Source organism: Desulfovibrio inopinatus DSM 10711, from assembly GCF_000429305.1.
GTDB lineage: Bacteria > Desulfobacterota > Desulfovibrionia > Desulfovibrionales > Desulfovibrionaceae > Alteridesulfovibrio > Alteridesulfovibrio inopinatus.
The window spans coordinates 34,889-49,437 of the sequence record NZ_KE386879.1 but is presented as its reverse complement, the minus strand read 5'-3'; the positions used below and the strand labels follow the sequence as shown (position 1 = coordinate 49,437).

Sequence of the window (14,549 nt, the reverse complement as noted above, 5' to 3'; positions counted from 1 at the left end):
GTCGCAGAAAGAAATCTCCTCAACGTAAAGACTGCAAAGCAAACCCAGCTCTCCTTTTCTATCAGAAAAAGATTGGTATGAAGATTGCTTGTTTCTCAGTAAGAAGGAAATGAGGCAAAAACTTCCCGATAGCTCATGGAAAACACCAAACGATCTTCTCTCCACTTGGGGAAGGGGCGGAAAAGATTGTTATTGGCCAGCATACCGGGAAAATATCCACAGGGGGTAAGTACTATGTCGACTATTTCAGGCGTAGCATCAGGCTTGGTCTATAACCCAAAACCAGTAAACACACGTCCAAGCGAAGAAGCATCCCAAGCAGAACAAATGAAAAACATTCAAAAACAGCACCTCGAGCGTGAAGTCCTCTCCGACCCGAGCAAGGCAGGAAAACTTGTCCAACGTGCAGCATCACCGGTGTACAACGCCAATGGCAATTTGATCCAGACGAGCGGATCACTGTAGTTGGCGTTTTTGATCGTGGGCTTTCGCGACAGTCACAAAACAGCCTCAAAACCTGACTTTGCTTTACTTCTGGCTGTCGCGAAGGACCATGCCGAGTATGATTTGATATGTAACAATGACTTTTGATTTTCTGCAGAAACTTCTTTCTTTCGCAATATCAACATCTTCCTCATATCCATACAGTTGTTTCTAGAAGCATTCACTTCTTCACATCAATTCCGTACAACTCACAGAAAATCAACGCAATTCATCGATATGCAACGATGCTCTACAATGTGGGCAACACATGAGGCTTGTCCCAAAAATTCCATTTGTTGACCAAAAGATTGGTCGCCAAGAGCGACGACCACGAAGATGCAAATAGCGGACATAAACGGCTGCGCCGCAACGGCAAAAACGAGGTTGCATATCATCACTCCTGTTGTCTTTTCCAAACATTTTGTCTATTTATATAAACTATGTGCCCTAAAAAAATTGCCCTGTTTATTTGAGGGCAACATCCTTACGTCGTGCTCATAGCAGCAACCATGCGATACGACACACGATCGCTCCATTTTCGCGTGTTTACCGATATTGAATCGATGCTACGAATGTTCCTTGCATATCCTGCGAAGAGGCAAGGAACTTTAATCAAACTTCTTGGAAGTAACTTTACGAGCAGAGTTCTCGACCAACCCAGACAACCCGCCCGATAATGCGAAACGAATGTAATTCATCTCCTCGTACTTCAATGGGGGAATAATCGCGGTTGTCGGAAAGCAAACGAATCTTTCCGGGCTGTTGTTCAAGACGCTTCACCATGATTGAGTCTTCAACACCCACAGCAAAAACAGCATATTGAATAATCTGATTTTGCGATTCATCCACTAAAACCGTGTCACCTTCCTTAATTTCAGGCTCCATGCTATTTCCGACGACATCAAGCAAAGCCATCATTTCAGGATTCCCCTTTCGTCGAAGCCAATCCAATCGAAATGCTTGGTAAAACTCGATATTATCCTCTACTTCAAGGGAACCACCACCTGCACTCAATCTCGCGGCTACTTTCGGAATTCTGTGGAATTCCGGGGCATTCTCAATACAACTTTGTCGACCGCCGAGTTTGCGGCCCGTCATAAGCCAATCCGCATCAATGGCATACATTCTTGAGAGGCGAAGGATCCATTTTTCCGGTACAGATTTCTTCTTTTTGGCCTGCGTTATCGCTGACCTATGGACCCGAAGTTTATCGGCAAGTTCGGATTGGGAATCAATCCCCGTCGCCTGGCATACGCGGGCATAAAATGTATCGAAGTCGAGATGTGTCATACTCCTCCTGTTTGTCGTCGTTGTTGAATTCAATAAACAACCAGACTCAACAATGTCAACATTATTTCGTTTATTCGCCGGATCGAGTATTTATGAATCTTTTACTGGCATCATTTCTTGCAACAAACCTCTTTTTCAGGATAAATGATAACAAAAGGTAGAGTTTCTATCTGTCATCAACCTTGAAGGAGCTTTCCATGGAGCGCACAATGCAAGCAAAAGAACAGTTAAACGAAGATTTCAAGCGACTTGTGGCCGATGCCCAAAATTTATTAAAGGCTACATCGGATGACTTGGATGATAAAACTCGTGAAGCCCGCTCTCGCCTTGAACAAAGCATCAACGATGCGAAAATCAAATATTCCTCGGTGACCGATACGGTTAAAGAGCAAACGGATATGGCCGATCGCCTTTTGCATGAAAAACCTTACCATGCCGTGGGAGCCAGCTTTCTCATAGGCCTTATTTTAGGTTGGCTTTTCGGAAGAAAATAGGCGGCATGCATGACAAATCGCTTTTCAGGTCTGATTGATGCCAGTAACCGCTTCCTTGGGTTGGCCCTCGATCTTGCCAAAAACCGACTTGAGCTTGTTTCTATAGAGCTACGAGAAGAAACGACCTTCCTTCTCTCTATGTTTATTTGGGGTTGTCTTGCCGTAGTTCTGACTCTCATGACGTTGGTTTTGGTCACTTTCACGGTGGTCTTTCTTCTTGATGCCTCCTTACGCCCCATCGCTTTAATTGTGGCAACAGCTCTTTACGCTTTCTCTGCTACCTTGATTCTCATTGTTATGAAGTACAAATTGAAAAACAGAAAACCGCCTTTTGCTGCTACAGCGGCTGAATTGGCCAAGGATCGACAATGTCTGCAGGACGCGCCCCCACATTAGCAGAGCGCAAAAAGGAACTTATTGCGCAAAGTGACCTGTTGCGCATGACGATGCGCATGGAAGCATATCGTATGCGTAAAAACGTCAACAGTGTTTCTCACGACGTCTCTCAGGGGATGGCGGCTATGGCTTGGATAGAATCTCTTATCGGGCTATATCGTCGTTTGCGCCGCAGGACTTCATGAACTTGCACACAAGAACCAGGAAGAGAGGCTCGCATGCCTTACGATTATGATGTCATTGTTATCGGCTCCGGTCCGGCCGGTGGCGTTGTTGCGCGGCAATTACACAGTCATAAAAAAAACGTTGCTGTAATTGACGCTGGTCCGTTTGGAGGCGTCTGTCCTAATACAGGATGTGAACCGAAAAAAGTACTTGTCGAATCAGCGGCTGCCGTTGCCCGAGTCAGACACATGTCGGGGAATGGCGTACTCGGCGCGCCAACACTGGATTGGCCAGCGCTTATGAAGTTCAAGCGAAGCTTTACAGAGCCCATTTCCGAACTCGTTCAAGACTCACTGGAAGGATCGGGAATAGCGACCTATGAGGGAGCAGCTTCTTTTGCTGGACCAAACGAGATTGCAGTTGGAGAAAAAACACTTTCTGCCAGACATATTGCCATTTGCACAGGTGCGCGCCCCCGTCACCTGACATTTTCTGGTGCAGAACGTGTCATTTCAAGCGATGAATTTCTTGAACTCGACACATTGCCCAAACGCATTGCATTTGTCGGCTCCGGATTTATCGCCTTTGAATTTGCGCATGTTGCCGCCACTGCTGGGTCTCAAGTCGCTATTTTTCAACCACGTGAACGCTCTTTGCGACAATTCGATATCGATATGGTCCGTCTCCTTGTTCAATCATCACGTAATGAAGGTATTTCCATCTATGAAAATGCGCCTATTTCGACCGTCCAACGTGTAGACGATGGGCTTGAGATTGTCGCAAATGACCGCGCCGGAACTCGCATTGTCGTCGATTGTATCGTGAATGCTGCTGGCCGTGTTCCCGATATTGAACACCTTGCTCTGGATAAGGGTGAGATCGAAATGAAGGATGGCGGGGTCTCTGTGAACGCCTATCTGCAAAGTACGACGAATCCAGCCGTGTACGCTGCTGGAGATGTTTTGGCAAAACGACCGGCACTCACTCCGGTCGCGGTGATTGAAGCGCAGACTGTTGTGGAAAATATTCTCTCCGGGAATACGTCTCTTATGCGTTATCCCCCTGTACCGAGTGCTGTTTTCACCGATCCTCCACTTGCACGCGTCGGGCTCAACGAAGATGAAGCGCGAGCCAAAGGGCTCCCGTTACGTGTTATCACGGGCCGCGCTGATTCCTGGTCTGAATACGAACGCCTTGGCCGTCGTTTTGTCGGATACAAGCTCCTTGTAGATTCGAACACAAACCATATTTATGGAGCCCACATACTCGGCGATGGAGCCGAAGAAGTTATCAATCTTCTTGCGATGGCGATGCGACATAAGCTGACCACAGATGACCTTATGAATATGGTCTTCGCCTATCCTTCGTTTGGCTACACCATTCGATATATGTTGCGATAACACAGAAACAGCACGCTTTTGATACCGAGGCGCCAATAACCGGCAGATATTGCACCCTTCCGTAGTCCATGCCGGTAATCCCCTTGTCATTCCTGGCGACTTCATCTATCGGCTTATCCTTCATCTGGAGGTGAAGCTATGTCCAGGCACAATAGGGAAATTGCAAAAAACGCCTCGGTCGTTGGTGGAGCGACACTTGTTACACGTATCCTCGGTTTTCTTCGAGATATGGCCGTCGCCTATGTCTTAGGGGCTGGCCTGTCGGCCGATGCATTCTATGTCGCATTCCGCTTGCCCAATCTTTTGCGACGCCTTTTCGCCGAAGGGTCTATGACCATGGCTTTTGTGCCGATATTCACAACCATCCGCAAGGAACAAGGCGACAATGAAGCGTTTGCCATGTCTCGTTCCGCTTTGGTTTGGCTTATTCTTATTTTACTTGCCATTACAGGATTGGCCATTCTTTTTGCCAAGCCCCTGACTCTTCTCATTGCTCCCGGCTTTGCCGAAGAAGCTGGTGCCGTCGAACAAACGGCGACATTGGTTCGGATTGTTTTTCCCTATATTATTCTCATTTCCGGGGTGGCTCTGTGTATGGGCATCCTGAACTCCATGGGGCACTTCATGGCACCTGCCCTCTCACCGGCGATACTCAATCTGGCTATCATTGTCGGCGCGCTGGTCGGCGCATTATTTCATATTGATATTCCAACAGCATTGGCATGGTCTGTTCTTGTCGGCGGCCTCGGACAATGGCTTATGCAACAACCTTATCTGGCTCGTTATGGGTTTCAGTGGCGTGGCCCGTGGTCATTAAAAAATAAAGGTGTTGCACAAATGGCCCGCCTTATGACGCCAACAATTTTCAGCGCAGCCATTTATCAACTCAATATTGTCTTTGGCACCCTTCTCGCTTCATATCTTCAGACAGGCAGCATTACATATTTATACTACGCCGATCGGCTTGTTCAGTTCCCTCTCGGCGTTTTTGGTGCCGCAGTAGGAACAGTCGCATTGCCGAACTTGTCCCGACTTGCAGCAGACAATGACCTGAAAGGCTTTGCCCATACACTCAATTTTTCTCTTCGTTTTACACTCTTTATTTGTTTACCGGCGGCTGCAGGACTTATTGGCTTATGTCATCCCGTTGTCGAGGTACTTTTCGGTAGAGGGGCTTTTGGTGCGGCAGATGTTACAGCCACAGCTCAGGCTCTTGTGGCCTATGGCGTCGGTCTGCCCGCGTTTGCCTGTGTTCGATCATTGTACTCGGCCTATTTTGCGCTGACTGACACCAAAACACCGGTTCTCATCGGAGCCATATGCCTTGTCGTCAATATTGGTTTTGGACTTTTGCTGATGGGACCACTGGAACACACAGGACTGGCCCTAGCTACGTCGATCGCATCATGGGTCAACGTCATATTGCTTGTTGTGCTACTCAAACCAAAACTCGGACCTTGGCTGGCAATTGGACGTTCCGTGGCGATTTCCACGCTGCTCAGCCTGGCTATTGGTGTTGCCACAGCCATGCTTGTGACATACGCCCCGCTTCGCATTGGGTTGATACCGTTCTGGGCAGCACTTTATATGTTGGGTGCAAAGTTTTTCAGAATGGAAGAAGCCAACTACTTCATTGAATTTGTTACAAAAAAAATAAAGCGTCGAAAAACGCGGTAAAAATCAATGCTCTTTCCAGATATACCAGAGTCAAACAAAACAGCTCGAGAGGCGTTTCCTCGCGGACTCCATCAACCCGAAGGACGATTTCGTTTTGGAATTGATGCTCTTCTTCTAGCTTGCTTCAGCTCTATAAAATCATCGGAAACTCTCGTCGATCTCGGAACAGGATGTGGAGCCGCCGGTCTTGGTCTTTTATTGCACCATGCAAAATCGAAGGCGCAGGTTATTGGTATTGACTGTGATCTGAAAATGACATTGGCAGCTCAAGCCAATGCCGATCACCTTGGTCTCTCCAAGAACTTTTTCGCTCTCGCCGCCGATGTCCGCGATATTGCATCCAAACGAACAATCAAAGCAGAAACAATCGATCGTGTCATTGCGAATCCGCCATATCGAAAATCCAACCAAGGACGTTCTTCAGCAAATGCAGCACGAGCTGCAGCTCGTTTTGAACACACAGCCCAACTCCGCGATTTTATCGCGGCAGCCGCATTTCTTGTAAAGAATAAAGGAGCCGTTTCGATTGTGATGTTAGCCGAGCGGCTTCAAGAACTTTTTATTGAAATGAATACAGTTAGGCTGACACCCAAACGCTTATGCTGTGTACATGGTCATGACCATGCCGAATCGCGACTTGTTCTTGTCGAAGCTATAAAAAATGCTCGCCCAGGGCTGCGAATTGAGCCTCCGCTTATTCTTTATGAAAAAGGCATTACGTGCTCTCAAATTTCGTCACAAGCACTAGAGTTCTGCCCTTTTCTCGCATGCAATGCGCGCCAACCGTCACATGATCATCACACAGAAAAGTCTACGCGATAAGTTCAAGCTGGCGAAGAAGGTGCAAAAGCAATTCTCGGTCAATGGGTTTTGCCATATATGATGTGGCGCCGCCTTGATAGTAGGCATTCATCACATTTTTGGGATCATCCAAAGCTGTGACCATGATGATTTTGACCTCATCTGTTCCGCGCACACCCAGCTCTTTCTCATTCTGCCGAATGCAACGCAAAGCTTCGTGGCCATCCATCTCTGGCATCATAATGTCGAGAAAGATAACGTCGTAAGGTTTTCCCTCTTTATGCGCGAAAGAAAACGCATCAACGGCTTCGACCCCATTGACAGCAATATCGCTTTCACCAACCCCTTCCAGAATTCCCTGCAGTAATTTCCGGCAGGTAAAGTCATCTTCAACGATCAGTGCCCGCATAGGCTCTCCCTGCAATCCGTTCTTGAAAGCAGAGGGTTTATCCAGCAACAGAAGTCCGCTTCCCCAAAACGTGCTGGATTTACAAAAATCTTTGTTTCACCTTTCACACGTCAGACGCCGCACATCCTTTTAGGATTAAAACAGGTCTGTGCACGACGGCAATATTATGCCTGTTTTTTTCCCGCCTGACTACACTCTGCACATACCCCGTAGAGGTACATTTTGTGTCCGGTAAGCAAAAAGCCATGCTTGAAGGCGACTTCTTCCTGAAGTTTTTCGATACGTTCATCTAAGACTTCAACATTCTTTCCGCAACGTTCACAAATGAGATGGTCATGATGATCTTTTTCGATATTGTACTCGTAGCGAGTGACACCATCACCAAAATCAACCTCATTTGCCAAGCCCGATTCACTGAGTAATTTCAATGTACGATAGACGGTGGCTTGGCCGATTGTTTTGTAGTTCTTCTTGACATGCCTGTAGAGTTCTTCCGAAGCGATATGCCCTTCATGTTTTAAAAAAACATCAAGAATATGTTTTCGCTGCGGAGTCATTTTCAATCGCTTATCTGCGATGAATTCGGCAAACTTGACATAGGGATCAATAGATTCGTTCATGCATTTATTGGAGGAGTTTTTCATGGTAGGCAACCATTTCTTCTTTTTGTCTTTGGTGTAACAGCTCAAGAAGAACAATCAATAGCATACAATACAAGTCGAGCCAAGAACAATGCAAAGCTTGACACTGATTACGTGTTCTTTACCATGCTGTCCACGTAGAACAATCACGTAAAATTCTCATGGTTGCAATTATGGCATCAGTAAAGAGTCAGTCCAATATTCATTCCAGACTCGATATAATCGCGTGGCATTTCACGTAACACCTTCTCTTCCCATTTATAGACATGGTCTACAACAGCTTCAAGTATATTGGGAAGTATATCTGGAAATCGTTGTACTGTTTTTTGAAATTTTTCACGTCCAATAACAAGACATGTCGCTGTAGAGACTACTTCCAAAGTAAATAATGATTTTGCATTACTCACCAGAGACATGCCACCATAGAAGTCATTGTTGCGAAGGTGATGTACAACCAATGACTCACCATTAAAGTCTCGCATGACGGCAATATCACCTTCATGGACAAAACAAAATTGATCGAGGACTTCTCCTTGATGAATCAGGATATCACCTTTATTGAAGGTTTCCTTGATACTGAAATATGCAAGAACCTTGAGAGCATCCAAGGAAACTCCCGTAAAAAACGTGAGGTCTCGCAAGACATCGAGATGGTGTGTATAGCCGCAGGAAGTTGCGCCGCTATTTGGAGGAGCCGTGCACGAGCTCATAAAGCATCCCCTTCTTGGCAATAAGTTCCTCATATCCGCCGACCTCGACAATGCGACCGGCTTTCATGACCGCGACCTTATCATAGTTCTTGATCGTGTCCAGGCGGTGAACAACAGCAATAACTGTGCTGCTTCCCCTCCACTTGTTTTCAAGAAGATTCTGAATACGATTCTGCGATGCATTATCCAACGCTGCAGTGGCTTCATCCAAGATAAGAATGGGAGGTTCACGCAAAAAGGCTCGCGCCAGAGCAACCTTCTGCCTTTGTCCACCCGAGAGTCTGTCACCATGGGAACCAACCTGAAAATCAAGCCCCAATTCAACGATACGCTCAAGCATGTCTTCCATGATAAGCAGACGAATGATTGTTTTATTGATTTTATCCAATGCGTTGGGATTGGTTGTTTTTGTCCGTCCAAAAAGAATATTATCCATAATCGTCTGGTTATGGATATAGTCTTCACGTCGGTAGAACGTAATATCTCCGGAACGCTCACTGAAAATCTTTTCCATAAATCGTGCCCGGGCACCGAGAATGAGACGTTCGGTGAGTTCAGGCAATGCGACAAGCCGATGAACACCGGGAACGAAACGCAAAGCAAGGCTTAATAACAAATCTTGATCTTCAGGAGTCATTTCATGAAGTTTGGTGCGCGACAAACGCTCATCAAGCTCCCGATAGGTTTCAAACTCATCAGCGAGGACCGGTGTCTGATCAAAGAATGTTGAATCGAGCTCCGGAACATTTTTCAAGATGTCCACAGTCTGGTGTGTCAAGTCTCGTCCAAGCTCCAAAAGCACCATACGTAACCCAAAATCTTGGATGAACTCTATAAAATACGTGCTCTTGTGGATATTCTCGAATTTAAATTCATCATTATCGGGCGAACCAAAAACAATGTTCGTCGCGACATCACTAAAGTACAGGTAGCGATCAATATCAAAGAACTCGACATATTCAGCAAGGGATTCACCCTGTTCCTGATAGTATGTCTCACGAATCCTGATGACCTTTTTAACAAGGTTCTCTTTCTTACCTTCCTTAAATGTCGTATTGAGACCGAAACGCAACACATCGATAAAGAGCCCGACTTGCTGAATCGCTTCAATGATACGATCAAGGCTCGGAAGTCCTTCCTCTCCTATTATATCGTGTGCCTCACGTCGCGCATTGATGGAGTACAGGAGGTTGTCTTTGATGCTCCCTTGAAAGATAAACGGATGCTGGGCGACAACTCCAAGATTGTCTGCAACATCGCTTTTTGCCATGAGGGCGATTTCATTCCCACTTAACGTCGCGCTTCCCAGTGAATACGGGTTGATTTGACACATGATGAGAGCCAGCGTGCTTTTTCCTGAGCCGGAAAACCCTACCAGGGCCACAAGCTCTCCCGGTTTAACCTGTAGCGAAACGCCTTTGAGTAATTGAATGCCGCCTGTAACCTCCATAACCAAGTCTTTAACTTCCACACTTCCATCAAGTTCAATCGGCGGGCGTGGCTCAGCCGGTTCCAGAACAAAATCGGGATCGGCTGTGAAGTATTCCATAATCCTCGAGTAGCTTACGCGAGCATCCTGCCAAGTTTGATAGAAATCCATGAGTTCTTTCCATGGATCATAAAGCTTTTCGTTTGCCGACAAGAAAGCAACAAGAGCGCCAAGGTCAAAATGGCCGTTAATTGCGAGATAGCCCCCAACCAGGAATAAGATAAATGGTCCCAGGCTCTGGAAAAAATTATTGCTTGTCTTTACGCCATATTTATACAGGTTCCAACGCAGACGAACACGGTACAGAGCGTCGGCAAGTTGGCTAAATCGTCGGTTTTCCAAGTGGAAACTGGCATTGGAATGAATTTCGTGAACCCCGGAAATCGCTTCACTGACCAGAGTGGACATGGCTCGCCCCGTATCGACGCGCTCCTTATTGGCTTTGTTTGTTCGGCGTTGCAGAATCGGAATAAACATGAGCGCAATAGGATACAGCGCCATGGACAACAACGCCAAAAGAGGATTGAGATAGAAAAGATAAACAGCAAATGCGAGCAACGTCAGGAGGTTGACGACCGGCGTGGCAATAGCTTGACCGACGAACTCACCGGTATTCGCGACTTCGGTTATAATCGATGAGACAACCATCCCCGGAGAGGCCGTACGAAAAAAAGACGTCGGTAGCGTAAGAATATGAGCGTAAAGTTGTTTACGCAGACTCGCTAGCGCCTGTTGTCCTATTGTTGCCTGCAATGCGTTGATGACATATTTTAGCATCGCAGCCAGAACAACGGCCCCCAGATAGTATCCGCAATATAAGTACAACAGTTGGAGGTCTTTTAACCCAATGGCCTGGTTGATGATCTTTTTTTGCATTTCAAGGGGCAGCACACGAACGCCGACCGTTACCACAATTACAAAAAGTAGAACGATTTGAAGCGTCAAATTGCTTGTCTTGACCCAGGAAAACAAGGATCGTTCATAAATCTTTGAAGGAATGTTTTTACTCAACATGGCGATGTCCTGGGTTCGAATGCGACAAAAAGAACAAGCTTTTCTCAAGAGGAGAAACTTTGCCTCGTTTGCCTGTAAAAATCAATAAAAACACCTTTTTCTTGCTTATTCAGTCTGAAATAAGAAGTTTTCCCGTTGTGCACACCGCAACAAGCATGAGAAAAGTATTTCATAACTCTGTGACAAGCCTTTACCTTAATTGAGTGGACCGGTATTGAGAACAAAAAAGATTAGGAGAGAGCGGAACGTATGCATGCCCAAGACATCCTCATCGATGACGTCATTCTCTTGCAACTCAAAGACAAAAGTCTTGATGTCTCCAATGCCGCAGATTTCAAAACCATGGGCCTTGAGTATATTGATTCAGGGCATCACAACATTCTCCTTGATATTTCCGAAGTGGAATTCATTGATTCCAGCGGCCTCGGTGTGATGGTCTTTTTGAGCAAGTCAGTGAAGAAAAAAGGAAATTTTGGTGTGTGTTCCGCACGCCCCGAAGTCACCAAAATCATTATGTTGACCCGTCTTGATCGTGTATTCCATGTTTTTGAAACTGTGGAGCAAGGTTTGACCGCGTTCGGCGTCAGCTCGACATAAGTGCTCAACGCGTTGCAACACGGAAAAAGCGTTTTCCCTCCTTGACTTTTTCGCCGCTTTCTTCCCAAAGTTATACTGCTGCTGTGGCATAACTGCCGGAGTTCTCCTACGCATAACCAGCCAAACTCCTCGGGAGGAAAACCGTGCGAACCGGTACCGAAGAAAAAACGGCTCTCCGTTTGACCTTTCACAATATCGATGCCTACGTCAAAGACGCGTTCGGTCCTGATGCCGAATTGCTCGATATGGGTGAAATCGGCGTTCCAGGAACTCAAGGCATTAAAGAGTTCGGTTACGGGAAGCCCCTACGCATTGAGTATCGTCAAGCTGGCACAGTCCATCGCGCCGTTTTATCGATTATGCGCGGAGACAAATACGGTCATCAATTTTATTGGGACCGTGCCGCTATCCTTATGTTTCAACATGCCACTTCAAATCGTATGCCTCGGCATGTACGATCACTGGGATTGGGCTATTTCGACGAATCCGATACCCCTATAGCCGTTAAAGATCCCAAAGAATTCTTCATTGTGAGTGAGATGGTCGAAGGATACGATTACTATCGTGATCTTGAACGGATCCGTCAGTGTGACTTCAAACCGACCGATGAATCATTAGCGCGTTCTTTCGCTGGTTGGCTTGCCGACATACACAGTCAAAAATTCGAAGATCCAGACCTCTACCTGCGTCGAATACGTAACCTCATCGGCGCTTCGGAATGTATCTTCGGACTTGTGGACTCCTACCCGTATCCCTACGACCTGTTCCCACCGGAACGATTTGCCGCTCTGGAAAAAAGAATTGTCGAGTGGCGTTGGAAACTCAGAGACTATACGCATCGACTCAGTGCGGTTCATGGAGACTTTCACCCATGGAACGTGCTCGTTCAAGACACACCGGCCGGTCCCGATTTCAATGTCTTGGATCGAAGCCGCGGCGAATGGGGCGAACCCGCTGACGATGTTGCCACCATGAGCATTAACTATCTCCTCTTCGGTCTCTTCGATACCGCCTGTCTGGGACAATACTTCGACCGTCTGTATGCTGCTTTTTGGGAAGAATATCTTGAACAAACCAACGATGAAGAGATTCTTGAAGTCATCGCTCCATTCTTTGTTTTTCGCGGCCTCGTGATTGCTTCTCCGCAATGGTATCCCAGACATCCTCCGGCAGTCCGACAAGGATTGTTTCATTTTCTCGAAAACGTTCTCGAGGATGAGCGCTTTGATTACAAGAATATCAATAAATACTTGGAGGTATCACCGTGAGTGCCACCGTGCAACGTCAGGCAGGAAACAACGGTCCTCTTGAAGAATCCCAAGGAGCAGCCATCTGGTTCACGGGATTGCCCGGTTGCGGCAAAAGTTCGATAGCGAGGGCCGTACGCGATGCGTTGGCTGTCAAAGGCTTACCCGTCATTTGGCTTGAGATGGACAGACAACGCAAAATATACGTCCCGCACCCACAATACACGACGGAAGAGCGACACCAAGCCTACGCACTTTTTGCGAAAGAAGCCGCACAACTCGTTGCCGAGGGCCATATTGTTTTGATGGATGGCACTGCGCCGGAAAAATCCATGCGTAACACCGCTCGGGAACAAATCGAACGATTTGCCGAGGTCCATATCCAATGCAGCCTCAAAACGGCTATGGAACGGGAATCGAAACGTCCCGAAGGAAAAGTCATGGCAGGACTGTACGCGAAAGCCGTCAAACGAAAAGCAACCGGCGAACAGTTTGAAGGACTCGGAGAAGTCATTGGCGTGGACACGCCGTTCGAAGTCGATCCCAATGCCGAACTCATACTCAATAGCGAAGAACTTACGGTACAATCAGCTCGTGCTACGGTTCTCAGGCGTTTTGCAGCCTGGTTATAACGATTCCGCCCTGTGAACTGTGGGTACATTCTGTTGACAGGGCGGTTTCATTGCTTCGCCCTATCCCAGACAGTTATTAACGCAAACGTTTGATGTCTGCGCTCCATCTCATACAATTCGAATATTCATAGCCCCAAAAGACATACGCTGGATATGTTGTCCGAGTTCTCTTCTCTTTCATCCCCCCCATCTATCAATAGTTATTCGCGTAACGTACTCAGAATACAATATTATAGTGAAAAATATGTGTTCTGTGCACAAAAACTTCATTGGACGCCCGCTTTTCAAAATTCAAGAGATTTTACTCTTCCTGTTGACATCGCAAACGATATATTGCACCTGCCCTCGGATCGATCTCCACGCGAGACACTTTTCAACATTTCAAGGAATACATGAACTCTCCCAAGTACCCGACACACGACGTATGGTGCGCTCCCCCGTATCAACGGCTCGAAGTGAACGCATGTGACCAGACATGGCTTCTTGAACGTACGGCCGACATGGAATCGTTGTGGGAAGCCATGGATGACGAAAGATTCAACGAAGACGAACGGATGCCCTACTGGGCTGAATTATGGCCAGCGAGTTTCTTGTTGGCTCGTCAAATTTCCCGCCGCCAGGCTGATATTCAAGGAAAACAATGTCTCGACCTTGGCTGCGGTCTCGGCCTCTCGGCGATTATTGCCTCGTCATTCGGGGCTTCGGTCACCGCGATGGATCATGTTTGGCCGGCAGTCCATTTCGGCCAACGCAATGCAGCACTCAACAACGTCCCTCCTCCCCTTTTTGTTCAGATGGATTGGTGCGCACCAGCGTTCAAACCCGAAGTTTTTGATTTTATATGGGGGGGCGATATCGTTTATGAAACCCGGTTTTATGAACCTCTTCGCAACCTTTTTTTCAACCACCTTGCTCCAACCGGTGAAATCTGGCTTGGAGAGCCCGTACGTAGTGTTTCGCGCCCCGTGTGGGAGCGACTTGCATCTGATGGCTTTCTTGTGGAAAATCTCGGAGTGGAAAACATCCCCGTGGAAGGCTATCATGTTACGGTCAATTTATGGAGACTGATGAAACCTCGTTCATAGGTCCGGCCAGCTCACCCTG

At 47.0% G+C, this 14,549-nt stretch carries 16 protein-coding genes; 11 read left to right on the top strand and 5 right to left on the bottom strand.

The genetic code is table 11. The annotated features are described in order from the left end of the window. Window positions 1–234 precede the first annotated feature (234 nt). Window positions 235–465, top strand: coding sequence for a hypothetical protein (locus G451_RS31190; RefSeq protein WP_034643655.1), 231 nt, complete (start codon window positions 235–237; stop codon window positions 463–465). Window positions 466–1,116: 651 nt separating this feature from the next. Here G451_RS31190 and G451_RS0122695 read toward each other — a convergent pair. Continuing rightward, entirely contained in the window at window positions 1,117–1,773 is a 657-nt protein-coding gene (locus tag G451_RS0122695) for a LexA family transcriptional regulator (RefSeq protein WP_027186044.1), read from the bottom strand. A gap of 197 nt (window positions 1,774–1,970) precedes the next feature. On the opposite strand from G451_RS0122695, the gene G451_RS0122690 reads away from it, so the two are divergent. The 6 genes from G451_RS0122690 (at window position 1,971) to G451_RS0122665 (ending at window position 6,727) form a co-directional block, all read left to right on the top strand. Further along, window positions 1,971–2,267 carry an ElaB/YgaM/YqjD family protein gene (locus G451_RS0122690; protein WP_027186043.1) on the top strand — a complete coding sequence of 99 codons (297 nt, stop codon included), beginning with the start codon at window positions 1,971–1,973 and terminating at the stop codon, window positions 2,265–2,267. 9 nt (window positions 2,268–2,276) lie between these two features. Continuing rightward, window positions 2,277–2,663, top strand: coding sequence for a phage holin family protein (locus G451_RS0122685; RefSeq protein WP_027186042.1), 387 nt, complete (start codon window positions 2,277–2,279; stop codon window positions 2,661–2,663). Then, the gene (locus G451_RS0122680) at window positions 2,636–2,848 is read left to right on the top strand and encodes a hypothetical protein (protein ID WP_027186041.1); all 213 of its coding nucleotides are present in this window, start codon (window positions 2,636–2,638) and stop codon (window positions 2,846–2,848) included. Before G451_RS0122685 ends, G451_RS0122680 begins: the two co-directional genes overlap by 28 nt. Before the next feature lie 33 nt (window positions 2,849–2,881). Beyond that, window positions 2,882–4,228 carry a dihydrolipoyl dehydrogenase family protein gene (locus G451_RS0122675; protein ID WP_027186040.1) on the top strand — a complete coding sequence of 449 codons (1,347 nt, stop codon included), beginning with the start codon at window positions 2,882–2,884 and terminating at the stop codon, window positions 4,226–4,228. A 138-nt stretch (window positions 4,229–4,366) separates the two neighbouring features. Continuing rightward, a complete protein-coding gene (gene murJ / locus G451_RS0122670) occupies window positions 4,367–5,905 on the top strand; it encodes a murein biosynthesis integral membrane protein MurJ (protein WP_027186039.1) in 1,539 nt (512 codons plus the stop codon). Between the two features lie 6 nt (window positions 5,906–5,911). Continuing rightward, complete coding sequence (locus G451_RS0122665; protein ID WP_051261806.1) at window positions 5,912–6,727, top strand: tRNA1(Val) (adenine(37)-N6)-methyltransferase; 816 nt, start codon at window positions 5,912–5,914, stop codon at window positions 6,725–6,727. On the opposite strand, the gene G451_RS0122660 is transcribed toward G451_RS0122665, so the two are convergent. The 4 genes from G451_RS0122660 to G451_RS0122645 form a co-directional block, all read right to left on the bottom strand. Further along, a complete protein-coding gene (locus G451_RS0122660) occupies window positions 6,717–7,115 on the bottom strand; it encodes a response regulator (protein ID WP_027186037.1) in 399 nt (132 codons plus the stop codon). The genes G451_RS0122665 and G451_RS0122660 overlap by 11 nt on opposite strands. A 164-nt stretch (window positions 7,116–7,279) precedes the next feature. After that, the gene (locus G451_RS0122655) at window positions 7,280–7,735 is read right to left on the bottom strand and encodes a Fur family transcriptional regulator (protein WP_027186036.1); all 456 of its coding nucleotides are present in this window, start codon (window positions 7,733–7,735) and stop codon (window positions 7,280–7,282) included. 200 nt (window positions 7,736–7,935) lie between these two features. Next, window positions 7,936–8,364 carry a Crp/Fnr family transcriptional regulator gene (locus tag G451_RS0122650; protein ID WP_169727928.1) on the bottom strand — a complete coding sequence of 143 codons (429 nt, stop codon included), beginning with the start codon at window positions 8,362–8,364 and terminating at the stop codon, window positions 7,936–7,938. A gap of 73 nt (window positions 8,365–8,437) precedes the next feature. Continuing rightward, window positions 8,438–10,969 (bottom strand): ABC transporter ATP-binding protein/permease, encoded by a 2,532-nt coding sequence (locus G451_RS0122645; protein ID WP_034643651.1) that lies wholly within the window; start codon window positions 10,967–10,969, stop codon window positions 8,438–8,440. A 249-nt stretch (window positions 10,970–11,218) separates the two neighbouring features. On the opposite strand from G451_RS0122645, the gene G451_RS0122640 reads away from it, so the two are divergent. The 4 genes from G451_RS0122640 to G451_RS0122625 all read left to right on the top strand — a co-directional run bounded on the left by G451_RS0122640 (window position 11,219) and on the right by G451_RS0122625 (window position 14,530). Continuing rightward, entirely contained in the window at window positions 11,219–11,566 is a 348-nt protein-coding gene (locus tag G451_RS0122640; protein ID WP_027186033.1) for an STAS domain-containing protein, read from the top strand. A gap of 143 nt (window positions 11,567–11,709) precedes the next feature. Beyond that, window positions 11,710–12,834, top strand: a complete 1,125-nt coding sequence (locus G451_RS0122635; protein WP_027186032.1) for a phosphotransferase family protein — start codon at window positions 11,710–11,712, stop codon at window positions 12,832–12,834. Beyond that, entirely contained in the window at window positions 12,831–13,445 is a 615-nt protein-coding gene (locus G451_RS0122630; protein WP_245587862.1) for an adenylyl-sulfate kinase, read from the top strand. Before G451_RS0122635 ends, G451_RS0122630 begins: the two co-directional genes overlap by 4 nt. A 392-nt stretch (window positions 13,446–13,837) precedes the next feature. Beyond that, the gene (locus G451_RS0122625) at window positions 13,838–14,530 is read left to right on the top strand and encodes a class I SAM-dependent methyltransferase (RefSeq protein ID WP_027186030.1); all 693 of its coding nucleotides are present in this window, start codon (window positions 13,838–13,840) and stop codon (window positions 14,528–14,530) included. Window positions 14,531–14,549: the final 19 nt, after the last annotated feature.